This is a genomic window from Streptomyces coeruleorubidus, assembly GCF_008705135.1.
GTDB lineage: Bacteria > Actinomycetota > Actinomycetes > Streptomycetales > Streptomycetaceae > Streptomyces > Streptomyces coeruleofuscus.
This window is the reverse complement of the sequence record NZ_CP023694.1, coordinates 7,941,953-7,965,970: the sequence shown is the minus strand read 5'-3', so window position 1 is coordinate 7,965,970 and position 24,018 is coordinate 7,941,953. Positions and strand designations below refer to the sequence as shown.

The window sequence follows — 24,018 nt, the reverse complement described above, 5'->3', positions numbered from 1 at the left end:
GTAAGGAAATGCGCCGCCTGTGCGGTGAACTGGTCGCGGAGCTGACCCTCCCCGCACCGGCGCGGCCCGACGAGCTGTACGCCGCCCTCTGCAACGCCATGAGCAGACGCCGGGGCCGCCCCGTCCACTTCCGCACGGCCGCCTTCCCGCCCGGGACCGCGAGCGGGCTGTGGCTCGACATGGCCGAGCAGGACCTCGTCGTGATCGAGGAACGCACGGCTCCCGACCACCAGTTGGTGATCCTGGGGCACGAGCTGTGGCACATGAAGGCGGGACACTGCTCCCACCACGTCGAGGGCGCCGCCGTCGCGGCCCGGCTGCTCCACGACGACGCCGACCTCCAGGCGACGGTGCACAAGGTCGCCGCGCGCACCCGCTTCGACCTCGACGACGAGAAGGAGGCCGAGAGCTTCGGCCTGCTGCTGGCCAGCAAGTGCCGGGCCTGGCTGGCGGGTTCGTCGTCGCGGGGGCCGGTGCAGCGGGACCATCTGGCGGGACGGATCGAGGCGTCGCTGGGGTACCCGGGGCCGCAGGGCTGACAGGCGGTACGCCGGGTCGAGGCGCGGTTTCCCCTCCGCCGAGCGGGCGAACCGGCGGGCTGCGGGGCCGGATTGTCAGTGGTGGACGGCAAGCTGGAGGTGCGCCCCTTGTGTGCGGGGCGTGACCGATGACTCCGACACACGGGGAGAGCCGACCGATGCCCACCGCCGTACTGACCGACCGCGAACGCACCGCCGTCCAGGCCTACCTGCGCCTGCTGCACACCGTCCGGGCCGCCTTCGACCTGGAGACGGACCCGCGCGGCTCTCACCGGCCCCCGGTCGTCCCGCCCGGCGTCCTCGCCGAGGCGGAAGAGGCCCTCGAACGAGCGGGCCTGACCGGCAACGAGGAGGAATTCTTCCGGCTGCTCCAGAACTGGTGCCCGGAGCCGGGGCCCTGAGCCGGCGGCCGGTGACGACCTGAGCGGCGGCCGGTGACGAGAGGCCCAAGCGTGCGGGCCGCTGGCGGAGACGTGGGGCGTGCGGCCGCTGGCGCAGACGTGGGGCGTTCGGCCGCTGGCGGGGATCTGGGCCAGTGGCCGATGACGAGGGGGACCCAGCCGATGGCCACTGGCGGAGACGTGGGCCGGTCACCGCTGACGGGGACCTGGGCCAACGACCGATGACGGGGCCCCAGCCGACGGCCACTGGCGGAGACGTGGGCCGGTCGCCGCTGGCGGGGACCTGGGCCAGCGACCGATGACGGGGGGCTGCAGCCGACAGCCGATGGCTGGCGTCCGAACCAACAGCGGGCGCCGAGGGACCTGAGCCGGCGGCCGGGTACGGGAGCCTCAGCCGACAGCCGCAGGCTGAGGCCCGAACCAACTACGGACGGCGTGGGCCTGAGCCGACGGCCGGTGACGGGAAACCTCAGCCGATACGGGGCGGCCAGGCCCTGAGCCGACAGCGAGCACCCGGAGACTTCAGCCGACAGCCAGCAGCCGGAAGCCTCAGCCCGGCAGCCGGCGGCCTGGGCCGGCGGCCGGGGAGGGCCGACCGGGCGCCGGAGCGACGGTGGGTAGGGGCGCCGAGAGTCGAGGTTCGCAGGCCCGCCCCGCCGCTCGGCGGGCTCAGTCGTGCGGTACTGCGACCGCCGTCGCGACCAGGCCCCGGTCGGCGGTCCAGTGGCCGTCGAAATGGCCGAGGCGGCGGTCGCCGACCCGCGGGCCGGGGACGAGGAGTGTGGCGCGGAAGGTGCCGCGCAGGTGTTCGCCGGGGTCGGCGGAGATCTCGATGTCGGCCTCCGTGAAGTCCAGCCACTTGCCGGTGAGGGGGAACCACGCCTTGTAGACGGACTCCTTCGCGCTGAACAGCAGCCGGTCCCAGTGGACGTCGGGGCGCTGTGCGGCCAGCCGTCGCAGGCGCTCGGCCTCGGCCGGGAGGGCCACGGCGGGCAGGACGCCCTCGGGCAGCGGCCCATGGGCCTCGGCGTCGATGCCGAGGGAGGCGAGGTCGGTGGCACGGACCAGGGCGGCGGCGCAGTAGCCGTCGCAGTGGGTCATGCTGCCGACCAGGCCGGCAGGCCAGCGCGGGGCGCCGCGTTCCCCGGGCAGGACCGGCTGCGGCGGCATGCCGAGCTTCTCCATGGCACGGCGGGCACAGGAGCGGACGACGGCGAACTCCCGGCGCCGCTTGGCGACCGCCCGCGCCACGAGCGCCGCCTCCTCGGGGTACAGCGGGGCGTCCACGCTCTCGTGGGCGTATGCCTCCACCGTGACGACGGTCTGTGGCAGCAGATCTTGCATCACAGCTCCTCCCCCTCCCCCGGCAGGATGCGCCGCAGCCGCCCCGGCTCCCCGGACCGCTTGCGCCACTCGCGGGGGTAACCCACCGACACCTCCTCGAAGCGCACGCCCTCGTGCCAGGTGGTGCGCGGGATGTGCAGATGGCCGTAGACCATCGTGTGGACACGGAACCTGCGGTGCCAGTCGGCGGTCAGACCGGTGCCGCACCACATGGCGAACTCGGGGTGCCACAGCACGTCCATCGGGTGGCGGTGCAGCGGGTAGTGGTTGACGGGGATCACGGGCAGGTCCTCGGGCAACTCGGCGAGTCTGCGTTCCGACTCGGCGACCCGGGCCCGGCACCAGGCCTCCCGGCTCGGGTACGGGTCGGGGTGCAGCAGGTGCTCGTCGGTGCACACGATCCCCGTGCCCTGGGCGTACTCCAGGCCCTGCTCCTTGGTCGCGCACCCGGCCGGCAGGAACGAGTAGTCGTACAGCAGGAACAGCGGTGCGACGGCCACGGGGCCGCCGGGCCCGTCCCAGACCGGGTAGGGATCCTCTGGTGTCGTCACGCCGAGGTCCCGGCACAGCTCGACCAGATGGTCGTACCGGGCGACGCCGCGCAGGGTGACGGGGTCGCTCGGATGGGTCCACAGCTCGTGGTTCCCGGGCACCCACACGACCTTGCGGAAGCGGCCGGCGAGCGTCTCGAGGGCCCAGCGGACGTCGGCCACGGTCTCGGCGACGTCCCCGGCCACGAGCAGCCAGTCGTCGTCCGTCCCGGGCCGCATCCGCTCGACCAGGGCGCGGTTCTCCCGGTAGCCGATGTGCAGATCGCTGATGGCCAGTAGTCGTGCGGCGCCACCGGCCGTCGACGTCACCTCTCGCCCCCTCTTCACGCCCGAACGCGAACGCCACCAAGAGATCACATCCGCGGGCGGGGGGACAAGGGCGGCCGGACGGTCATGGTCGTGAATCCGTAACCCGCGCGTTGCACGACACGGCCCGCCGAAGCCGTATGATCTGCCCCAACACCACCGCTAAGAACTTCCCTCTCACAGGGGCGGTTTGGTGACCCTCCATTCATCCTGCCCGGGCACGGGCTGCTGAGCCCTGCCCGCGAACCGTGAAAGGCGGCCTGCATGGTCTCTCGCGTACGCGTCTGGCTCAACCGCACGTACGCGGAGAACGTGTTCTTCATGGATCAGCTGCGGAGAAATCCCAGCGACCGGGCCGTCGAGATCCATGCCACGCACGGCGATCCCGACTCCCCCGTGCTGGCCGCCGCCGACACCGCCGAGCTGGAGCCCGAGAACCTCTCCCCCGCCGGGTACGTCGAGTACGCGCTGGACCAGTGCGCGCGGCGCGGTATCGACGTGTTCGTGCCCCGGCTGCACCAGTCGGCGATCGTGGCGCACCGCGCCGACTTCGAGGCGGTCGGCACGGCTTTGCTGGCACCGCCGCCCGAGGCGGTGGCCGTCTTCCAGGACAAGGTGATCGCCTACGAGGCGGTCCAGGCGATCGGCGTGCCGGTGCCGCCGTGGTGGCGGGTCCGGTCGAGTGACGAACTCGTCGCGGCCGTCGAGGAGTTGGAGGACGCCGGGCACAAGGCGTGCTTCAAGCCGGCGTCCGGGGCGGGCGGGGTGGGCTTCCGCGTGATCACGCGCTCGCCCTTCTCGCTGATGCACCTGAGCGGCTTCCCGAGCCCGTACGTGCCGCTCGACCTGGTGCTGGAGGCGCTGCGTCGGGCCGAGGAGCCGGTCGACTGGCTGGTGATGCCGCGCCTGGAGCAGCCCGAGGTGTCGGTGGACTGCCTGACCGGTCCGGACAACCGGGTCCGGCTGGCCATCGGCCGCACCAAGAACGGCCGCCGCCGGGGCTTCACGCTGCACGAGCAGTGGCTGGAGCCCGCCCGGCTGATCGCGGAGGGCTTCGGCCTGCACTACCTGTCCAACATCCAGTTCCGGATGTTCGGCGACCGGCCGGTCCTGATGGACGTCAACACCCGCCCGGCCGGCGGCCTGCACCAGCTTTCCCTGTGCGGTGTCAACGCGCCCTGGGCCGCCGTCCAGCTGGCGCTCGGCGAGGACCCGGGCGAGGTGGTCCCGCCGTTCCTGGGCCAGGACTACACGGTGGTGTCGGGGCCGCGTCCGCTGCGGCCGGTGTCGCTGCCGCACCAGCGGCCGGAGGCGGCGGAGCAGCAGCCGCTGCCCGCGGTGCCGGCCGACTCCGTCGAGGCGGCGGCCCCGCAGGCCACGGTCGGGGCCCTGCCTCTCTAGCCCCTGTACTCCTCTAGTCCCTGTACCCCCACGCCTGGGCCAGTTCCCTCAGGCGTGGGGGGAGTTCGACGTCCGGGGCGGCGGAGCGGGCCGACTGGATGCGGCCGGACTTGATCGTGCTGGACCAGTCGCCGAGCTGGGGGCGGAAGGTGCCGTGGTCCTTGCTGCCGTAGTCGAGCATGCCGGGCTCCCACGGAACGCCGAGGTGCTCGCAGATGCCCCGGGTGACCTTCTCCGGCTCGGCGGTGAGCTCCTCGTAGGTGATCACATGGGGGTCGAGGTTCAGGCGGGCCTCCTCCAGCTTCTCGCTGTAGTCGAGGACCTCGGCGCGGACGGCTTCGTGATCGGGGTCGGCGCGCCGGGCGGTGAGGGACGTGACGACCGCGCCGGGGTGGCGCAGCAACAGGATGTAGCGGGCGTTGGGCCAACATCGCCGCAGGCGGGGCCAGATGAGGGTGTTCGGCGGGGTCTTGTCGACGATGACGTCCTTGCCGCTGCGGCTGAGTTCCAGGTGCAGCACCCGGTCCCACAGCACGTGTTCCAGCTCGTCCTTGTCGAGGTGGAGCGCCCGCATGGCGTCCGCGGTGAAGTCGCGGGAGAGGTTGACGTGCACCGTGCGCAGGTGCATCTCGTGCGGGGCGCGGATACGGCTGTGGCTGTTGAGCAGGACGCGCAGCAGGGTCGACCCGGAGCGCACCGACGACAGGACGAAGACCGGCGAGTCCACCAGCCGGGGCGCGGGCGGGGCGGTGTAGGTGTCGGCCGCCGGGCGGGGGGCGGGGATGGCGTCGAGGTTCCGGCGCGGTGGACTGGCCGCGTTCCGGCGCGGTGGACTGACCGCCTGCATCACCAGCCTTCCGCGACGCTTCAGGCCCTTGCCGATCGCAGCCATACGCGGGTCTCGCACGGTGACACCTTTCGTTCGCGTTGTGCGTTCCGCATCCCAGGGGGAACGGGCGAACTTCAGGTGTCCCGAAGGCGAACCGGCGTGCTCACGGGCGTCCACATACCGCCCGTGAGCAGGCCGCTTACCGGTTTCTTAAACTTTCGTCAGAATCGGCCGGCTCCGCGGTACAGCTCCAGTTCCCCTTCCAGTTCCACGGCCAGCACCGTGGCGTGCGGGTCGAGGTCCGGCGCGGCGGGAGGCTCGATCCAGAGGACGCCCGGTGTCTCGTGGAGGCCGCCGGTGACCCGGTGGGCCAGTTCCGTGCCGCTGCCGAGCACCGAGACCCTGCGGACCTTTCCGAGGAGGCCGCGCACGTTGATCTCGGCGCGTGGGGCGTCGAAGAGGATCAGGTAGAGCGTGCGGCGGTCCTTGGAGAGGGTGCTCGGTCCGTAGTGGTGGCCCGGCGGGAGTCCCCGTTCGGTGCCGTACACCGCTTCCGCGTGCCTGGCGATCCAGTCGCCGAGCCCTTCCAGCCGCTCCGCCTGCTCGGCCGGGATCGTGCCGTCTTCCCGCGGGCCGACGCTGAGCAGCAGGTTGCCTCCGCCGCCGATGGTCTCGGTGAAGTAGCGGATGAGCTGATCGACCGACTTGTGGTTGTGGTCGTGGTGCTGGTGGCCCCAGGAGTCGTTGATCGTCAGGCACAGCTCCCAGGGGCCCTCGGGCGGGACGACCGGGGCGCCCTGTTCCGGCGTCGCGTAGTCGCCCTGGGAGAGCATGCGGGCGTTGAAGACGACGTCCGGTACCTCGGAGCGGATGAGGGCGGCGAGTTCGGGGATACGCCACTGCTCCTCGCTGCGGTCCCACTCGCCGTCGAACCACAGCAGGTCGGGCTTGTAGCGGGAGGTCAGTTCGCGGATCTGGCCGTCCCGGTAGGCGAGGAACCTCTCCCAGGCCTGAAGGTCCTCGTCCTCGGCGGCGACCTCCGAGTAGCGGTTGTCCTCCAGCTCCGGCGGGCGGCCCGGCTTGCGGGTGGAGGCGTAGTCGGGGTGGCTCCAGTCCGAGTGCGAGTAGTAGAGCCCGACCTTGAGGCCCTGCTCGCGCAGGGCGTCGGCGTAGCCGCCGATCAGGTCGCGGCCCACGTTCAGGTCGCCGTACGCCGTGTCCCACAGGGCGACGCCGTCGTGGTGGCGGCTGGTCAGCACGGCGTACTTCGCTCCGGCCCGCGCGAAGAGCCTCGCCCAGTCGCGCGGGTCGTAGCGGGCGGCCGTGAAGCGGTCGAACTGGGACATGTACTGGTCGTAGGGGACGATGTCGTCGTAGAACGACCAGGACTCCTGGACGCCGTCGACGGCGTAGATGCCCCAGTGGATGAAGATCCCGAGCTTGGCGTCGGTGAACCAGGGTTGCATGGCCATGCGTCAGCCCCTGCGCAGACGGAGTGTCAGGATCTGGAAGGGCCGCAGTTCCACGGGGACGGCGCCGTCGCCGTCCACGGGCGCTTCCTCCAGCGGTCGCTCCAGCAGGTCGGTGATCTGCGCGCCGGCGAGGGGGAAGCCGGTGCGCAGGACGCCCCGGGCCCGGCCGCCGCGGGACTCGTAGAGCCGTACGACGACGTCGCCCGACGCGTCGTCGGCGAGCTTGACCGCCTCCACGGTCACGCCGTCGCCCTCGGTGGAGACGACCGGTGCGGGGGCGCCCGCCGCGTCGGCCACCCGGAGCGGGAGGTTGAGGGCGTAGCCTTCGGCGACGGCGTCCTCGATGGTCGCGCCGGGCAGCAGCGCGTAGGTGAAGCGGTGCCGGCCCTGGTCGGCGTCGGGGTCCGGGATGCGCGGGGCGCGGACCAGGCTGAGGCGGACGGTGGTCGTGGTGCCGCCGTCCTCGCGGACCGTGCGGGAGACGTCGTGGCCGTACGTCGAGTCGTTGATGACCGCGACGCCGTAGCCGGGTTCGCCGATGTGCACCCAGCGGTGGCCGGAGACCTCGAAGCGGGCCGCCTCCCAGCTGGTGTTGGTGTGCGTGGGGCGCTGGATGTGGCCGAACTGGATCTCGGCGGAGGAGTGCGGGGCGCGGATGTCGATCGGGAAGGCCGCCTTGAGGATCTTCTCGGTCTCGTGCCAGTCGATGTCCGTCTCGATGTCGATCCGGGGGCTGCCGGCGCGGACGGTGATCGTCTGGGTGATCTTGGAGCCCTTGCCGAAGCCCCGCTCGACGCGGATGGCGCCGACCAGCGCGTCCTGCTCGACGACCGTGACGGACGAGGCGTCGAGGAGGTCCGTGTAGCGGTTCTTGTAGTGCTTGTCGATGTCCCAGGCGTCCCAGTAGTTGGGCAGGTCGGTGTGCAGGCGCAGCAGGTTGCCCGGGTCGGCCAGGACCTCGCGGTTCGCGCGCAGGTCGCGGACGGACGACAGGGTGCCGTCCTCGGCCACCTCGACGCGGACCAGCCCGTTGTCGAGCACCCGGCCGCTCACCGTCACCGGCTGCGGAGGCTCGGCGTCGGCGAGGGGCGCGGAGCCGCTCGCGGGCACCTCCACGTACACCGGTGCGCCGTCGGCGGTGCGGACCACCTCGGCGCGGTCGTAGGGGCTGGTGTTGAAGACGCGGGTCCCGCCGGCGCCGAGGGCCGTGAGGGCATCGGCCGTCAGCGCCTGGAGTTCGCGGGCCACTCGGGCGTACTCGGCCTCGGCCTCCCGGTGGACCCAGGCGATCGACGAGCCGGGCAGGATGTCGTGGAACTGGTGCAGCAGCACCGTCTTCCAGAGCCGGTCCAGCTTCTCGTGCGGGTACGTGTAGCCCGGCGCGTGCAGGGCCGCCGTGGTCGCCCACAGCTCGGCCTCGCGCAGGAGGTGCTCGGAGCGGCGGTTGCCCTGCTTGGTGCGGGCCTGGGAGGTGTAGGTGGCGCGGTGCAGCTCCAGGTAGAGCTCGCCGACCCAGACGGGCGCGTCCGGGTACTCCTCGCGGGCCTTGGCGAAGAACTCGTCGGGGTGTTCGACGACGACCTTCGCGGAGCCCTCCAGGTCCGCCAGCCGGCGGGCGCGTTCCATGATCTCGCGGGTGGGGCCGCCACCGCCGTCGCCCCAGCCGAAGGGGGCCAGGGAGCGGCTGGCGCCGCCCTTCTCCTGGTAGTTGCGGACCGCGCGGGACATCTCCTCGCCGCTGAAGCGGGCGTTGTAGGTGTCTACCGGCGGGAAGTGGGTGAAGATGCGGGTGCCGTCGATGCCCTCCCACCAGAAGGTGTGGTGGGGGAACTTGTTGGTCTGGTTCCAGGAGATCTTCTGGGTGAGGAACCACTCGTTGCCGGCGAGCTTGGCGATCTGCGGGTAGGCCGCGTTGTAGCCGAAGGAGTCCGGCAGCCACACGCCCTTGGTCTCGATGCCGAAGTGCTCGATGAAGAACCGCTTGCCGTGGATGAACTGGCGGGCGACGGCCTCGCCGCCGGGCAGGTTGCCGTCGGACTCGACCCACATGCCGCCGACCGGCGCCCACTGGCCCTTCTTGACCGACTCCTGGATGCGGGCCCAGACCTTGGGGTAGTTGTCGCGGACCCACTCGTACTGCTGGGCCTGGGAGCAGGCGAAGATGAAGTCGTCGTACTCGTCGGCCAGGGACGTGACGTTCGAGAACGTGCGGGACGTCTTGCGCTTGGTCTCCCGGATCGGCCAGAGCCAGGCCGAGTCGATGTGGGCGTGGCCGACGCCGGAGACGGTGTGCGCGCTGGCGTGCGCGGGGCGGGACAGGACCGGCTTCAGCGCCTCGCGAACGGCCGATGCCGAGCCGGAGACGTCGTCCAGGTCCAGCAGGTCCATCGCCCGGTCGAGCGCGTGCGCGATCTCGTGCCGGCGCGGGTCGTGCTCACCGAGCTCCAGCATCAGCTCGCGCAGCACCTGGACGTCGAGGTCGAGGTGCCAGACCTCCTCGTCGAGGATGGCGATGTCGGCGCTGCGGAAGGTGTAGAGCGGCTTGTCGCCTGCGGTGAGGATGTCGCCGAGCGGAGTGGTCTTCGAGAAGTTGTCGGCGAGGATGTCCGGGTTGGAGGCGGCCTCGACCAGGTACTCGACCGTCTCGCCGCCCGTCGCCGGGTTGGCGATCGCCACGTACTGGTTGAGCGGGTTGACGGCCTTCAGCGGGGTGCCGTCCGTGAGGTGCACCAGGGCCTCGGCCTGGTTGCCGGGCCAGTCGCCCACGAATCCGAGGTCGATGACCGCCTCGACGCGGCGGCCCGCCCACTCCTCGGGGACCTGTCCGCGCATGCGGAACCAGGTGGTGCCCCAGGGCGGGCCCCAGGGGGTGCCCATCGCGAAGGGCGCGTACGGGGCGGCGGCGGCCTCCTCGAACGGGACCGGCTCCCCGGGAGCCTGCCAGGCCTCCACCTCGAAGGGGACGGTGGCCGCGTAGATCGCGGCCTTGATGCGCTGGTCGTGAAGGCGCTGCACGCGCTCCTCGATCCGGCGGCTTTCGTCATGCATGAGATGTCTCCAGGAAGCGGGAAGAGCGAGCAGGCGGGAAGCGGTGGGGGAAAGCGCTTACCGAGCGGCGTTCACCTAAGGTACGCCAGGCCGGGGTGGACCTCGGAGTAACCCTCGACCAGCCTGCGGGCCACATTGACGGAGTCGACGAGCGGGTGCAGCGCGAAGGCCTTCACGGCACTCGCGCGGGAGCCCGAGTCGGCCGCGGCCAACACCTCGCGCTCGACCGCCTTGACCGCGCAGACCAGGCCGGTGGCGTGGTCGGGCAGCGGGTCGACGGTGACGGGGTGGGCGCCGTTGGCGTCGACGAGGCAAGGGACCTCGATGACGGCGTCCGTGTCCAGGACCGACAGGGTGCGCTGGTTGCGGACGTTGAGGATCAGGGTCGTGCGCTCGTCCAGGGCGATCGCCCGCATCAGGGCGAGGGCCACCTTCTCGTAGCCGCCGGACAGGTCGTCCTCGTCGCGTTCGCCGGCGCCGGCGGTCTCCCGGTTCTCGGCCATGTAGGTGGCCTCGCGCTCGGCGCGGGTGCGGTCCCAGACCTTCCACGCGGGGGCGTCCGGGTTGCGCATCTCGGCGTAGAAGCGGGCCTGCTGGTCGTGCAGGAAGGCGCCGCGGGTCTTCTCGGCCTGCTGGTAGGCGCGGACGGCTTCCCGGTTGAAGTAGTAGTAGTGCAGGTATTCGTTGGGGATCGCGCCCAGGGACCGGAGCCAGTCGACGCCGAAGAGCTTGCCCTCCTCGAAGGAGCCGAGCAGGTCCGGGTCGGCGAGCAGGCGCGGGAGCTCGTCGCGGCCGGCGACGCGCAGGCCGCGCACCCAGCCGAGGTGGTTGAGGCCGACGTAGTCGATCCAGGCCTCCTTCGGGTTCGCGCCGAGCACCCGGGCGATGCGGCGGCCGAGGCCGACCGGGGAGTCGCAGATGCCGATGACGCGGTCGCCGAGGTGGCGGGACATGGCCTCGGTGACGAGGCCGGCCGGGTTGGTGAAGTTGATGACCCAGGCGTCCGGCGCCAGGCGGGCGACCCGCCGGGCGATGTCGACGGCGACCGGGACGGTGCGCAGGCCGTAGGCGATGCCGCCCGCGCCGACCGTCTCCTGGCCGAGGACGCCCTGGTCCAGGGCCACCCGCTCGTCGTTCGCCCTGCCCTCCAGGCCGCCGACGCGGATCGCGGAGAACACGAAGTCGGCGCCGCGCAGGGCCTCGTCCAGATCGGTGGTGGCGCTCACCTCGGGCGCGTCGGGGACTCGGGCCGCCTGCTCGGCGAGGACGCGCGTCACCGCGGACAGTCTCGCGGGATCCAGATCGTGCAGGACGACGTGCGTCACCCGGCCCTCGGCGTGGTCCTGGAGGAGCGCCCCGTACACCAGCGGCACGCGGAATCCTCCGCCGCCCAGAATCGTCAGCTTCACGCCTGCACCCTTCCCGTCACGACGACCTCGACTCCTGCCTCCTGGAGGGAGGACCGCGTCGCCGTGTCGACCGGCTCGTTCGTCACCACCACGTCCAGCTCCTCGGGACCGCAGACCTTCGCCATCCCGTGCCCCGGGAACTTCGCCGCGTCGGCCAGCAGCACGACCTTCTCGCCCGCCTTGATCATCGCGCGCTTGACCGGCACCTCCACGACCGTCGTGTCCATGACCTGCCCGCCGGGCCGCACGCCGCTGGTGCCGAGGAAGAGCCAGTCGGCGTGCAGCTGGCGCAGGTTGTCCTCGGTGAGGAAGCCGACCAGGGAGCGGTACTCGCGGCGGACCATGCCGCCGAGCAGGACCAGCTCGATGCCCTCGTCGTCGGCGAGCTCCTCGTAGACCACCAGGTTGCTGGTGATCACGGTGAGCCGGCGGCCGTGCAACTGCCGGGCCAGACGGTAGGCCGTGGTCCCGATGTCCAGCAGCACCGACTGGCCGTCCCTGACCATGGCCGCAGCGCGCTCGGCTATGGCGTCCTTCTCGGCCACGCGCACCTCGGCGACCTCGGCGAAGGGCTGGTCGCCCTCCTCGACCACGGCGCCGCCGTGGACACGGGTGAGCAGCCCGTCTTCTTCCAGTTTGACCAGGTCACGCCTGATTGTGGCGGGACTCACGCCGAGTTGCTCCGAGAGGTCGGTCACGGACGCGGGCCCGCCGGAGCGCAGGGCCCGCAGGATGAGTTGGTGTCGTCGTTCTGCCAGCACGGCGTGAACAGTACTCGTCATCCTCAATCATTTCCATGCTCACTTCTGCTCGGGTATTGACCAATCTCCCCGAGCGGCGCACGATTCCGGTCACCGAAATGAAGAGTTTTGACGAGCTCGCGGGGTGGGCTCCTCGAACGCTTCCGAACGAGAGGACCCCTCCGTGGACGACGACCGGCCCGATGTGCTGCTGACCGGGCTGCTCTTCTACGACCTCGTCCTCACGGGGCTCGGCAAGCCCCCGACCCCGGGCGAGGAGATCTGGACTACGGGCATGGGCTGCGGCCCGGGCGGCATCGCCAACCTGGCGGTGGCGGCCAGCCGCTTCGGCCTGCGCACCTCGCTGGCCACCGTGTTCGGCGACGACCTCTACGGCGAGTGCTGCCGGGACATCCTGTGCGACCAGGAGGACGTCGACCTCTCGCTCTCCCGTACGGCCGACGGCTGGCCCACCCCGGTCACCGTCGCCCTGGCCCACGGCACGGACCGTGCCCTGGTCACCCACGGCCAGGAGCCCCCGTACTCGCAGGACGTGCTGGTGGGCGACCCGCCCGCGGCGCGTACCGCCCTGGTGCACCTCGAGGCGCAGCCGCGCGACTGGCTCGCCAAGGCCGCCGCGGGCGGCACGCAGATCTACGCGGACGTCGGCTGGGACCCCAGCCAGGAGTGGTCGACGGCCCTCCTGGACCAGCTCGCGCTCTGCCACGCCTTCCTCCCGAACGAGACGGAGGCCATGGCCTACACCCGCACGGACAGCGCGGTGGCCGCGCTCGGCACGCTGTCCGAGCTGGTGCCGGTCGCGGTGGTCACCCGGGGCGGGGACGGCGCGATGGCTGTCGACCAGACGACCGGCGAGTACGCCGACGTGCCCGCCCTCGACGTCGAGGTACTGGACGCGACCGGTGCCGGAGACGTCTTCGGCGCCGCGTTCGTCACCGCCTCGCTCGGCGGCTGGCCGCTGGCGGAGCGGCTGCGGTTCGCGGTGCTCGCCGCCGGGCTGTCCGTCCGGCACCACGGCGGGGCACTGGCCGCCCCCGGCTGGTACGGCGTCGACCGCTGGTGGCACTCCCTGACCGACCCCGATCTGAAGCGGACCTACGGCTTCCTCGCGGACCGGCTCCCGGAGAACCCCGGGCCGCCGGTCGCGCACGCCCCCGTCACCCCTCCCGCACGGCAGCACTGACCTTCACCCACACCTCGGCACCACGAACAGGAAAAACAGGAGTGACCCGTGGACCTTTCTCGTAGAGGCTTCCTCCAGGCCGCCGCGCTCACCGCGGCCGCCTCCGGCCTGACCGTCGCATGCGGCGGCAGCTCGGGATCGGGCGGTACCAAGAACGGCAAGAGCCTCACCATGTGGTACTGGGGTGGCGCACTGAGCGACAAGGTGGTCGCGGAGGCCAAGGCGCACTTCGGCAGCCAGATCAAACTGACCGCCGCCTCCATCGGCGGCGACTTCAAGCAGAAGCTCACCACCACGCTCGCGGCGGGCAGCTCCGTGCCCGACATCACCGGCATCAAGGGCGAGGACATCGCGTCCTTCCTGCCCAACGCCGGCCGCTTCCTCGACCTGAACGAGCTGGGCTTCAAGAAGATCTCGTCGCAGTACCTGGACTGGAAGACCAAGCTCGCCCAGACCGAGGACGGCAAGCAGATCGGGTTCCCGATCGACATCGGTCCCACCGCGCTCTTCTACCGCGCGGACCTGTTCCGCAAGGCCGGGCTGCCCACCGACCCCGACAAGGTCGCCGCCGAGGCCGGGACCTGGGACGACTACTTCGCGCTCGGCTCCGAGCTGAAGAAGGCCGTGCCCGGCACCTACCTGATCAACAACATGGGCTCGGTGTTCAACATCGCGGTCGGCCAGGGCACCAAGCGGTTCATCGACGAGAACAACCACTTCATCGGCGACCAGGACCACATCCGCGCCGCGTGGACCACGGCGATCCGCCCCTACACGCTCGGCATCGACGCCAAGATCAACGACCAGACCTGGAACGCCGCCATCGGCAAGAACCTCGGCACCGAACTCGGCGCGGCCTGGCACGCGCTGGACATCGAGCAGGCCGCCCCCGGCACCAAGGGCAAGTGGCGGGTCTGTGCCACGCCCGGCGGACCGGCCAACCAGGGCGGCTCCTACCTGGCGCTGCCCAAGCAGTGCCGTAACCCCGAAGAGGCATTCAAGATCATCAGCTGGATCCTCAGCCCGGCCAACAACGCCCGCGGCTTCACCGACGCCGCCATCTTCCCCGCCTCCCCGGCCTCGTACGCCATGCCCGCCATGACGGGCGCCGACGCCTTCTTCGGCGGGCAGAAGATCATCGAGGTCTTCGGCCCGGCCGCCAAGGACATCCCGGTCACTTACGAGGCACCCGCCGACGCCGCCGTCATGGCCCCCTACTTCACCGAGCTGACCAACATCGAGGCCAAGGGCAAGAAGCCCGACGCCGCCTGGAAGGACGCCGTCAGCCAGGCCAAGCAGATCGCCCGGCGACAGGGGGTGAACTGAGGTGTCATCACCTCCGGTCACCGGTCCCGCCACGGTGCCCGAGCACCGCGGCGGGCCGGGCCCGGCCCGGTTCCGCCCGCGGCGCACCCCGCCCGCGGGCGCCGTCCGGCCGAGCCGGCGCGGGGTGCTGTCGCACTGGCGGCAGTACCTGGCGATCTCGCCGTTCTACCTGATCTTCATCGCTTTCTCCTTCTTCCCCGTCCTCTACTCGCTGTATCTGGCCTTCCAGCGCTACGACGGCCTCGGCGCCAAGCAGTTCGTGGGCCTCCAGCAGTTCGAGTTCCTCTGGAACGACCCGGTCTTCTGGCTGTCGATCCGCAACACCCTGGCGATTTGGGTCCTGTCCACCGTCCCCACGCTCTTCGGCGCCCTCGTCCTGGCGACGCTGCTGCATTCGGTGCGCCGCTTCAAGGGCTTCTACCGCATCGCCCTCTACGTGCCGAACGTCACTTCGATCGTCGCGGTGGCGATCTTCTTCGGCGCGGTGTTCAGCAACAACTTCGGCCTCGTCAACGCGATCCTGGGCACGGTCGGCATCTCGCCCGTCCCGTGGCTGAGCAACCCGTGGCTGATCAAGCTGGTCATCGCGCTGCTGATGACCTGGATGTGGACCGGCTACAACATGATCATCTATCTGGCCGGTCTCCAGGCGATCCCGACCTCGATCTACGAGGCGGCGAAGATGGACGGCGCCGGCCCCGTCCGCACGTTCTTCCAGATCACCATTCCGATCATGCGGCCGATCATCCTGTTCACCGTCGTCATCTCGACCATCAACGGCCTGCAGAGCTTCAGCGAACCCCAGGTCCTCTTCGCCAGCAACGCCGCGAACCAGAACCTCGGCGGCCCGGGCCAGGCGGGCCTGACCACGCTGCTGTACTTCTACCAGTCGGCCTTCCTCAACAACGACTACGGCTACGGCGCGGCCATCGTCTGGGCCTTCTTCGTACTGATCATCGTGCTCGTCGTCGTCAACTGGCGCCTCGTGCAGCGCGGGAGGAAGTCATGACGACAGCGGACACGACACGGCCGGCCACGGGCACGCGGCGGCTGCGCCGCCCCAAGGGCATGACCGCGCACATCCTCCTCATCGTGGCCGTCCTCATCTCGGTCTTCCCGTTCGTGTGGACGATCGTCATGGCGACCAACACCACCGAGGACATCTACAAGAGCCCGCCGAAGCTGACCTTCGGCTCCCACCTGCTGGAGAACATCCGGCACGTGCTGAACACCATCGACTTCTTCGGGTCGATGCTCAACACGATCGTCGTCGCGAGCGTCACCACCGTCCTGGTGCTGTTCATCGACTCGCTGGCGGCCTTCGCCTTCGCCAAGTTCGACTTCCCCGGGCGCAAGGTGCTCTTCGGCACGCTGCTGGTGTTCATGATGCTGCCGCTCCAGCTGGCCGTCCTGCCGCAGTTCATCCTCATGTCGGAGATCGGCTGGGTCGGCATGCTCAAGGCGCTGGCCCTGCCCGCCCTCGCCAACGCCTTCGGCATCTTCTGGCTGAACCAGTACATCCAGAACGGCGTGCCCGACGAGCTGCTCGACGCCGCGCGCATCGACGGCGCCGGGTTCTTCCGCCAGTACTGGAACATCGCGCTGCCGATGATCAAGCCGGCGCTGTCCTTCCTCGCCATCTACGCCTTCGTCAACGCCTGGAACGACTACGTCTGGCCGCTCATCGTGCTCACCGACCCCAGCCACGTCACGCTCCAGGTGGAGCTCGCCCAGCTCCACGTCGGCCACACCACCGACTACAGCATGGTCATGGCCGGTGTCCTCATGGCGGCCCTGCCGCTGGTCGTGGTCTTCGCCATCTTCGCGCGCGGCTTCATCGCGGGGGCGACCGAGGGAGCGGTACAGGGCAGCTGAGGACCGCGCCCCGCAAGGGGCGCGGGGAACTGCGCGACCAGCCACAGCGTCCGGGCAGCCGACAACGGACAAGCCGCCCCGAGCTCGTGGTCGATCGGGCCAGTGCAGCACGCACGAGCGACGAGGGAGGCAGGCAGTGACGGACAGCAGCGCACGCGCCAAGGTGCTCGTCGTCGGCATGGACGGGCTCCGCCACGACCGGCTGATCCGATCCCACGCCACCGCACCCGTGCTGCACGGCCTGATGGCCACCGGCGCCCACGGCACCAGCCTGCTGCCCTACGGCGAGGCGGACGGTCAGGCCGAGCACGGACCGTCGACCAGCATGGCCTACACCGACTCCGGCCCCGGCTGGTCGAGCGTGCTGACCGGCGTGTGGCCGGACCGCCACGGGGTGACCGGCAACGACTTCACCGGCGCCGACTACACCCGCTACCCCGACTTCCTCAGCCGCGCCGTCAGCGCGCGGCCCGCGCTGCGCACCGCGGCCGCGGTGTCCTGGCCGGAGCTGGTCCACCACGGCACCCTCGGCCCGGCCATCGGCAAGCGCGCGGTCCACGACGGCGAGTCCGACGGCTACGAGACCGCGGACCGCCTCGTCGCCCGCACCGCCGCACGGTGGCTCACCGAGGACGACCCGGACGTCGTGTTCGCGTACTTCGGCGCCACCGACGAGGCCGGCCACGCCACGGGCTCCCTCAGCCCCGCCTACGACCGGGCCCTGCTCGCCCAGGACACCCACCTCGGGCGGCTCCTGGAGGCGATAGACGCGCGGCATGCCCACGAGCACTGGACCGTACTGGTCACCACGGACCACGGTCACCTCGACACCGGCGGCCACGGCGGCGACACGCAGGCCGAACGGGAGGTCTTCGTCATCCTCGCCGAGCCCGGCATGCCCGGAGGCACCCGGCTCGACACGCCCCGCCTCGTCGACATCGCGCCCACCGTCCTGGACCGTCTCGGCATCCCCGTCGACCCCGCCTGGGGCCTGCGGGGCCGTGCCCTGCCCCCGCCCACCCCACCGACTTCGGAATGGTCATGACCGACGCACTCCCCGATCCCCTGATCTCCCTGCGCCCCTGGGTAGCGCCCGAGGTGACCTCCTGGCGGCGGCTCCCCATGAACGCCGTCGACCGGCGGCCCGGGGCCGTGTCCCTGGACGGCGACTGGCGTTTCCAGCTGCTGCCCGCGCCGGACGCCCCGGTGGGCGAGGACTGGTCTTCGGCGTACGTCCCCGGTGTCTGGACCATGCAGGGCACGGACGATCTGCCGCGGTACCTCAACGTCCGTATGCCGTTCGCCGAGTTCCCGCCGGACGCGCCCACCGCCAACCCGACGGGTGTGTACGAGCGTGCGGTCGACGTGCCGGCCGAGTGGGCCGGGCGGCGGATCGTGCTCCAGGTCGGGGCGGCGGAGAGCGTGCTGCTGGTGCACGTGGACGGGCGGCCGGTCGGGATCTCCAAGGACTCCCACCTCGCCGCCGAGTTCGATCTGACGGACGTGGTACGCCCCGGGGAGCGGGCCGCCCTGCGCCTGACCGTCGTGAAGTGGTCGGACGCCTCGCACATCGAGGACCAGGACCAGTGGTGGCACGGCGGGATCACCCGCTCGGTGCTGCTGTACGCGCGGGATCCGCTGCATCTCGCGGACGTGACCGTGCGGGCCCGGAGGGACGGTGACCTGCGCGTGGACTGCCTCTTGCGGGACTCGGGCGGGGCCCTGCCCGAGGGCTGGTACGTCAGCGGGGAGCTAGACGGGCAGTTGCTCACGCAGGACACGGAGTTCGACCGGGCCAACGCCGAGGACGAGCGCGTCTCCGGCTTCCTCGGCGAGGCCCGGCTGCGGTCCGCCGTCCCGGACGTGCGCGCCTGGACCGCCGAGACGCCCGAGCTGTACGGGCTGACCGTCCGCCTCCACCGGGCCGACGGTACGGTCGCCGACACCTCCCGGCACCGGATCGGCTTCCGTGACGTCGAGATCACCGGCCGGGACCTGCTGGTCAACGGCGAGCGCGTGTTCATCCGGGGCGTCAACCGGCACGACTTCCATCCGCTGACCGGGCGGACGGTGTCGTACGACGACATGCGCGCCGACCTCGTGCTGCTGAAGCGGTTCGGCTTCAACGCGATCCGCACCGCGCACTACCCGAACGACCCGGCCCTGTACGACCTGGCCGACGAGCTCGGCTTCTACGTCGTCGACGAGGCCGACATCGAGTCGCACGACCACGCGCACGAGATCGCCGACGACCCGCGCTACCTGGGCGCCTTCGTCGACCGGGTCGCGCGGATGGTGCTGCGCGACAAGAACCATCCGTCCGTCATCATCTGGTCGCTGGGCAACGAGTCCGACTACGGCGCGAACCACGACGCGGCCGCCGGCTGGGTACGCCGGCACGACCCGACCCGGCCGGTGCAGTACGAGGGCGCGGCCAAGCGCGGCTGGGCCGATCCGGACCTGGCCTCCGACATCGCCTGCCCGATGTACGCGCCGCTCCAGGACTGCCTGGCGCACGCCATGTCCGGGCGGCAGACCAAGCCGCTCATCCAGTGCGAGTACTCGCACGCCATGGGCAACAGCAACGGCACGCTCGCGGACCATTGGGAGGCCATCGAGGCCACCCCGGGTCTTCAGGGCGGGTTCATCTGGGAGTTCTGGGACCACGGCATCCTCCAGCGTGTGAACGACGGCAGACCGGCCGGGCGTGGGGGCGCCGGGCTCTATGACAACGGTGTCGCCGCGCCCGGCCATCGCTGGGCGTACGGCGGCGACTTCGGGGAGACCGACCACGACGGCGCCTTCATCGCCGACGGGGTCGTCTTCCCCGACCGCACCCCCAAACCCGTGATGTTCGAGCACCGGGAGATCGCCGCTCCGCTGCGCATCGAGTGCTTCCGGCACGAGGGCGTCGTCCTGGGCAACCACCAGCACTTCCGGGGGCTGGACTGGCTGTCCGGCGAGTGGGAGCTGTCCCTCGCCGACGGCGGCACCCTGACCGCCCCCGCCGAACTGCCCGCTCTGCGGCCGGGCGAGACGGCCGCCGTACCGCTGCCGTTCGAGCTGCCGGAGGACGGCGGCGAGGCATGGCTGACGCTGCGGGTCACGACGGCCCGGGACGAGCCGTGGGCGCCGCGCGGCACGGTGGTGTGCCTGCCGCAGGCACGGTTGCGGCACGCGCCCCCGGAGCGGCACGCCCCCGTCACGCACCGCCCCGTGGAGGTCGGCGAGGACGGGCTGCTGGTCCATCCGCTGCTGACGGCCGGGCCCACGCTGTCGCTGTGGCGGGCGCCCACCGACAACGACGAACTGGGCGGCATGGCGGCCCGCTGGCGCGAGTGGGGGCTCGACGCGCTCACCCGCGAGGTCGTCGCCGTACGCCGTGACCCGGGACGGGTGGCGGTGGTCTGCGACTACCTCGGCCCGGGCGGGACCGTCCGGCACGAGCAGGTGTTCACGGCGGTCGAGGGCGGGCTGCTGGTGGAGGAGTGCGCCGAGCTGCCCGAGGCGCTGGACGACGTGGCCAGGGTCGGGTCGGTCTTCGAGACGGCGGCCGGGCTGAACCTCCTCGAGTGGTTCGGGCAGGGCCCCTGGGAGTCGTATCCGGACCGGGGCGCGGGCGCGCCCGTCGGCCACCACTCGCTGCCGGTGGACGAGTTGTTCACCCCGTATCTGCGGCCCCAGGAGAGCGGCGGGCGGCACGGCGTACGGCGGTTCACGCTGTCCGCGCCGGACGCGACCGGGCTCGCGGTGCGGCTGGACCGGCCGCACCAGGTCTCCGTGACCCGCCATCGCGCGAACGACCTCGCCTCGGCCGCGCACCACGACGAACTGGTGCCGCGGGCCGGGTGCGTGGTGCACATCGATGCGGCGCACCGCGGTCTCGGCACGGCCTCCTGCGGGCCCGACACCTTCGCCACCTATCTCGTCCCGGCCGGCGTCCATCGCTGGAGCTGGACGCTGCGCGTTCTCTGAGTTCTCCCCCTCCCCTCCCTGTCGCCTTCGCCGAGTTCTCCGGCACTCCCTCCCCGTCACCCTTCATGGAGCCCCCGTGTGCACTTCACATGATCACGACCTGGGCGAGGCCCCCCAGGCCGATGCCGGAAGACGCGGTTTCCTGCGCGCCACCGCGCTGCTCGGCGCGACCGCCACGGCGGTGGCCGCGCTGCCGGCCGTCACCGCCCGGGCGGCACCGGCGAGTTGGCGACCCGACCCGCGCAGCCGCCGCTTCACGCTCGCCGTGATGCCGGACACCCAGTACCTCTTCGACGGGCCGAGCATCGACAAGGCGCCGGTCGAGGCGTCGCTGCGCTATCTGCTGGAGCACGGCGGGGAGGAGAACCTCGTCTTCCTGTCCCACCTGGGGGACCTCACGCAGAACGGCGCGAAGGAGGAGTTCGCGGCGATCGGCGAGGCGTTCTCGCTGCTGGACCGGCGGGGCGTCGGCTACAGCGTCCTGGCAGGCAACCACGACGTGAAGTCGTCGACGACCGACCAGCGCGGTGCCACGCCGTATCTGGACGTCTTCGGGCCGCAGCGGTTCAAGGGACAGCGGACCTTCGGCGGTGCCTCCCCGGACGGCTACAACACCTTCCACCTGTTCACCGCGGGCGGCCGGGAGTGGATGGTGCTCGCGCTGGACTGGCGGCTGTCGCCGCAGGGTTACGCGTGGGCGAAGGAGGTCATGGCGCGGCTTCCGAAGACGCCCGTCATCCTCACGACGCACGAACTGGTCGTCGAGGACGACTCGTTGTCGGACTACGGCCAGCAGCTCTGGGACCAGCTGGTCGAGCACCACGACCAGATCTTCCTCACCCTCAACGGCCACTACTGGCCCGCCGCCCGCGCGACGCGCAAGAACGCGGCCGGGCATGACGTCCATCTGCATCTGACGAACTACCAGAACCGCTATTTCGGCGGCGCGGCGATGATCCGCCTCTACCGGTTCGACCTGGACCGGAACGTCATCGACGTGGAGACGGTCTCCCCGTGGAACCTGGGCCGGGCCGGGAAGGGGCTCAACGAGCTGGAGCGGCAGGAGATGGAGCTGAGCGGCGACGCCGACCGGTTCTCCGTCGAGATCGACTTCGAGGAGCGCTTCTCCGGCTTCGCGCCCGTGCCCGCCCGTCCGGCGCGGCCCGCCTCGAAGATGCTTCTCCCGGGCACGGTGGCGTACTGGCGCTTCGAGAAGCCCGTGGCGGGAACGGTCCGGGACCTGTCCGGGCGCGGCAACGACCTCGCGCTCGTCACGGTGGGCGGCGGCGCGCTGGACTGGTCGGCGGACCACCACCCCGACCAGCCGGGCCACGGCAGCCTGGAGTTCCAGGGCTTCAAGTCCCCGCTGAAGGGCGCCTACCTGCGCACGGTCGACGGCGCCCCGCTCAACTCGGCCACGTTCAAGGACGGCTACACCATCGAGGCGTTCTACCGGCTGCCCGCCGACTGGGACCCGGACCACCACGCCTGGTCGGGCCTGGTCGGCCGCACGGGCACGGGCGGCGCCGCCGGGAAGACCGCCGACGACCCGGACGAGCCGCTGGCCACGCTGTCCCTGTCCAACGACCGCGAACCGCAGTGGGCGATGCGCCCGCTCAACCAGCAGGGCATCGCCACCAACTGGGGCCAGGAGACCCCGCTGGAGACCTGGTGGCACCTCGCGGTCGTCAACGACGGCAGGCACACCACGCTGTACGTCGAGGGCTGCCCGGTGCTCCGCAACCCCAAGGCGACCTCCGTCGGCATCACCTCCGTCGGACTGCCGTGGCTGCTCGGCGGCTACGAGTACGGCGGCAAGATCGACCAGATCTTCCACGGCCGGCTCGGCGATGTCCGGATCGTCGCGCGGGCGCTGCCCGTCACCTCCTTCATGAACCACTGAACTTCCAGGGAACCCTCATGACAGAGCAACAACTGCCCGCGTGGGCCGACCCGTCCGTCTCCCCCGCCGCCCTCGACCCCCAGGGCGTCTCCCGCCGCGGGCTCCTGCGCCGCGCGGGCCTGTTCGGCGCCGCGTTCGCCCTGGGCCCGGCGGCGACCCCGGCCCTGGCCGCCGGCGGCGACGACAGACGGCTGGGCGGCGAGGATCCCCGCCTCGCCTACCTCGTCGGTGACCATCACATCCACTCCGTCTACAGCCACGACGCCAAGTACACGTTCTCCCAGCTGGCCGCCGCGGGCGCGAAGTACGGCCTGGACTGGATGGTGTTCACCGAGCACTCCAATTTCGGGCACGCCGACTTCGGGGCAGCGCTGGAGCACAAGGAGATCCTCGAGGCACGCGCCGAGAACCCGCGTCAGCTGATCTTCCAGGGCCTGGAGTGGTACATCCCGGCGGCCGAGCACTGCACGGTGTTCACCGCGCCCGGACCGCACGAGGTCGACGTACTGACCCGGTTCGAGCGCGCCCACGACGGCAAACTCCTCGGCTACGACAAGGGCGGCCCCGCCGACGCGGACACCGCCCGCAACGAGGCGCACGCCGTCAAGGCGCTCAAGTGGCTGGCACAGCAGCGCCGTTCGGGTTACGTGGACGACGTGCTGGTCCTCGCCAACCACCCCCTGCGCCTGGGCATCGACTCCCCGCACGAGATGCGCAACTGGCGGGACGCGGCGCCCGGGATCATGATCGGCATGGAGGGCGCGCCGGGCGCCCAGGGCGCTGCCATCCCCGGCTGGCGCGGGGCGACCTCGATCCGCGGCGAGTACGAGAACAAGCCGTCCGCGCAGTCCTGGCCGGGCTACCCGGCGGACGCCTACCTGACGTACGGCGGCTTCGACTGGGCGACCGCCACCGTCGGCGGCCTGTGGGACTCGATGCTCGCCGAGGGCCGGCTGTTCTCGGTCACCACCAACTCCGACGCCCACCGGATCGTCTTCGACACCTGGAAGAACGGCGACTGGCAGCCCGGCCAGACCTTCGACGGCACCGGGAAGCTGCCCGACCCGGTGAACACGGACACCCCGCAGCCGGGCAGCGACTTCTGGCCCGGGCAGTTCAGCCGTACCCATGTGGGCGTGACCCGCTACGGCTACCGCGCGGTCATGGCGGGCCTGCGCGCGGGCCGGGTCTGGCTCGACCACGGGCATCTACTCGACGGGCTCGACGTGCGGCTGAAGGGGGACCTCGACCGGGGCCGGGGGGTGACGCTCGGCGGCCGGCTGCGGGTCCGCAAGGGCGAGAAGCTCACCCTGGACGTCACCGTGACGACCGCCTCACGGCCCAACCCGCAGGGCATCCTGCCCGAGTTGGCGCACGTGGACGTCATCCGCGGCGCGGTGCGCGGCCCGGTCGCCGACCGCGACACCTGGCAGGCCCCCGACACGCGCGTCGTCCGCTCGCAGGACGTCTCCGGCCGCACGGGCACCTACACCCTGCGCGTTCCGCTGACCGCGGGCGAGGAGTCCTTCTACGTCCGGCTGCGCGGCAGCGACGGCAACCGCAACGGCACCGGCTACCTCGGCGCCTCGGTCGATCCGCACGGGCCCGTTCCGCACGCGCCCGGGGACGGTGACCCGTGGGCCGATACGTGGTTCTATTCGAACCCGGTATTCGTCGACGTGGAAGGTGCCTGAC

18 protein-coding genes are annotated in these 24,018 nt (G+C 71.4%); 11 read left to right on the top strand and 7 right to left on the bottom strand.

The genetic code is table 11. The features are described from left to right. The first annotated feature begins 8 nt into the window (after positions 1 to 8). Positions 9 to 539: a toxin-antitoxin system, toxin component gene (locus CP976_RS36605; protein WP_150485657.1), complete on the top strand. Its 531-nt coding sequence runs from the start codon at positions 9 to 11 to the stop codon at positions 537 to 539. A 158-nt stretch (positions 540 to 697) separates the two neighbouring features. After that, positions 698 to 940, top strand: a complete 243-nt coding sequence (locus tag CP976_RS36600; protein ID WP_086847642.1) for a hypothetical protein — start codon at positions 698 to 700, stop codon at positions 938 to 940. Between the two features lie 669 nt (positions 941 to 1,609). On the opposite strand, the gene CP976_RS36595 is transcribed toward CP976_RS36600, so the two are convergent. Together CP976_RS36595 and CP976_RS36590 are read right to left on the bottom strand one after the other, a co-directional pair. Further along, positions 1,610 to 2,287 carry a 4'-phosphopantetheinyl transferase family protein gene (locus CP976_RS36595; RefSeq protein ID WP_150484177.1) on the bottom strand — a complete coding sequence of 226 codons (678 nt, stop codon included), beginning with the start codon at positions 2,285 to 2,287 and terminating at the stop codon, positions 1,610 to 1,612. Continuing rightward, entirely contained in the window at positions 2,284 to 3,144 is an 861-nt protein-coding gene (locus CP976_RS36590) for a metallophosphoesterase family protein (RefSeq protein WP_150484176.1), read from the bottom strand. Before CP976_RS36590 ends, CP976_RS36595 begins: the two co-directional genes overlap by 4 nt. A 261-nt stretch (positions 3,145 to 3,405) precedes the next feature. Between CP976_RS36590 and CP976_RS36585 the strand changes: the two genes are divergently transcribed. After that, positions 3,406 to 4,542 carry an ATP-grasp domain-containing protein gene (locus CP976_RS36585; protein WP_150484175.1) on the top strand — a complete coding sequence of 379 codons (1,137 nt, stop codon included), beginning with the start codon at positions 3,406 to 3,408 and terminating at the stop codon, positions 4,540 to 4,542. Positions 4,543 to 4,555: 13 nt separating this feature from the next. Here the strand turns inward: CP976_RS36585 and CP976_RS36580 are convergent, their stop codons facing one another. The 5 genes from CP976_RS36580 to CP976_RS36560 form a co-directional block, all read right to left on the bottom strand. Further along, entirely contained in the window at positions 4,556 to 5,449 is an 894-nt protein-coding gene (locus CP976_RS36580) for a sulfotransferase family protein (RefSeq protein ID WP_229875649.1), read from the bottom strand. 143 nt (positions 5,450 to 5,592) lie between these two features. Beyond that, entirely contained in the window at positions 5,593 to 6,843 is a 1,251-nt protein-coding gene (locus CP976_RS36575) for an alpha-L-fucosidase (protein ID WP_150484174.1), read from the bottom strand. 3 nt (positions 6,844 to 6,846) lie between these two features. Next, complete coding sequence (locus tag CP976_RS36570; RefSeq protein WP_150484173.1) at positions 6,847 to 9,891, bottom strand: alpha-mannosidase; 3,045 nt, start codon at positions 9,889 to 9,891, stop codon at positions 6,847 to 6,849. A 71-nt stretch (positions 9,892 to 9,962) separates the two neighbouring features. Then, complete coding sequence (locus CP976_RS36565; protein ID WP_150484172.1) at positions 9,963 to 11,300, bottom strand: 6-phospho-beta-glucosidase; 1,338 nt, start codon at positions 11,298 to 11,300, stop codon at positions 9,963 to 9,965. Further along, entirely contained in the window at positions 11,297 to 12,061 is a 765-nt protein-coding gene (locus tag CP976_RS36560) for a DeoR/GlpR family DNA-binding transcription regulator (protein WP_150485655.1), read from the bottom strand. Before CP976_RS36560 ends, CP976_RS36565 begins: the two co-directional genes overlap by 4 nt. 163 nt (positions 12,062 to 12,224) lie before the next feature. Here CP976_RS36560 and CP976_RS36555 point away from each other — a divergent pair, with 163 nt between their 5' ends. From CP976_RS36555 to CP976_RS36520, 8 genes are all read left to right on the top strand, one after another. Beyond that, on the top strand, positions 12,225 to 13,244 hold the full coding sequence (locus CP976_RS36555) for a carbohydrate kinase family protein (RefSeq protein ID WP_150484171.1): 1,020 nt from the start codon (positions 12,225 to 12,227) through the stop codon (positions 13,242 to 13,244). Positions 13,245 to 13,292: 48 nt separating this feature from the next. Then, positions 13,293 to 14,570 carry an extracellular solute-binding protein gene (locus CP976_RS36550; RefSeq protein WP_150484170.1) on the top strand — a complete coding sequence of 426 codons (1,278 nt, stop codon included), beginning with the start codon at positions 13,293 to 13,295 and terminating at the stop codon, positions 14,568 to 14,570. 124 nt (positions 14,571 to 14,694) lie between these two features. After that, complete coding sequence (locus CP976_RS36545) at positions 14,695 to 15,579, top strand: carbohydrate ABC transporter permease (RefSeq protein ID WP_150485654.1); 885 nt, start codon at positions 14,695 to 14,697, stop codon at positions 15,577 to 15,579. Further along, positions 15,576 to 16,445, top strand: coding sequence for a carbohydrate ABC transporter permease (locus CP976_RS36540; RefSeq protein ID WP_150484169.1), 870 nt, complete (start codon positions 15,576 to 15,578; stop codon positions 16,443 to 16,445). Before CP976_RS36545 ends, CP976_RS36540 begins: the two co-directional genes overlap by 4 nt. A 178-nt stretch (positions 16,446 to 16,623) precedes the next feature. Further along, on the top strand, positions 16,624 to 17,490 hold the full coding sequence (locus CP976_RS36535; RefSeq protein ID WP_150485653.1) for an alkaline phosphatase family protein: 867 nt from the start codon (positions 16,624 to 16,626) through the stop codon (positions 17,488 to 17,490). Beyond that, positions 17,487 to 20,420 carry a glycoside hydrolase family 2 TIM barrel-domain containing protein gene (locus CP976_RS36530; protein WP_150484168.1) on the top strand — a complete coding sequence of 978 codons (2,934 nt, stop codon included), beginning with the start codon at positions 17,487 to 17,489 and terminating at the stop codon, positions 20,418 to 20,420. The genes CP976_RS36535 and CP976_RS36530 overlap by 4 nt, the downstream gene beginning before the upstream one ends. A 76-nt stretch (positions 20,421 to 20,496) precedes the next feature. Beyond that, positions 20,497 to 22,323 (top strand): LamG-like jellyroll fold domain-containing protein, encoded by a 1,827-nt coding sequence (locus CP976_RS36525; protein WP_150484167.1) that lies wholly within the window; start codon positions 20,497 to 20,499, stop codon positions 22,321 to 22,323. 17 nt (positions 22,324 to 22,340) lie between these two features. Then, positions 22,341 to 24,017 (top strand): PHP domain-containing protein, encoded by a 1,677-nt coding sequence (locus CP976_RS36520; protein WP_150484166.1) that lies wholly within the window; start codon positions 22,341 to 22,343, stop codon positions 24,015 to 24,017. Position 24,018: the final 1 nt, after the last annotated feature.

Bases quoted from the DNA above. Each gene is read 5' to 3' on its own strand.
- CP976_RS36520 (WP_150484166.1), top strand. From the start codon at position 22,341: ATGACAGAGCAACAACTGCCCGCGTGGGCCGACCCGTCCGTCTCCCCC.
- CP976_RS36575 (WP_150484174.1), bottom strand. From the start codon at position 6,843: ATGGCCATGCAACCCTGGTTCACCGACGCCAAGCTCGGGATCTTCATC.
- CP976_RS36530 (WP_150484168.1), top strand. From the start codon at position 17,487: ATGACCGACGCACTCCCCGATCCCCTGATCTCCCTGCGCCCCTGGGTA.
- CP976_RS36600 (WP_086847642.1), top strand. From the start codon at position 698: ATGCCCACCGCCGTACTGACCGACCGCGAACGCACCGCCGTCCAGGCC.
- CP976_RS36535 (WP_150485653.1), top strand. From the start codon at position 16,624: ATGGACGGGCTCCGCCACGACCGGCTGATCCGATCCCACGCCACCGCA.
- CP976_RS36540 (WP_150484169.1), top strand. From the start codon at position 15,576: ATGACGACAGCGGACACGACACGGCCGGCCACGGGCACGCGGCGGCTG.
- CP976_RS36585 (WP_150484175.1), top strand. From the start codon at position 3,406: ATGGTCTCTCGCGTACGCGTCTGGCTCAACCGCACGTACGCGGAGAAC.
- CP976_RS36570 (WP_150484173.1), bottom strand. From the start codon at position 9,891: ATGCATGACGAAAGCCGCCGGATCGAGGAGCGCGTGCAGCGCCTTCAC.
- CP976_RS36605 (WP_150485657.1), top strand. From the start codon at position 9: ATGCGCCGCCTGTGCGGTGAACTGGTCGCGGAGCTGACCCTCCCCGCA.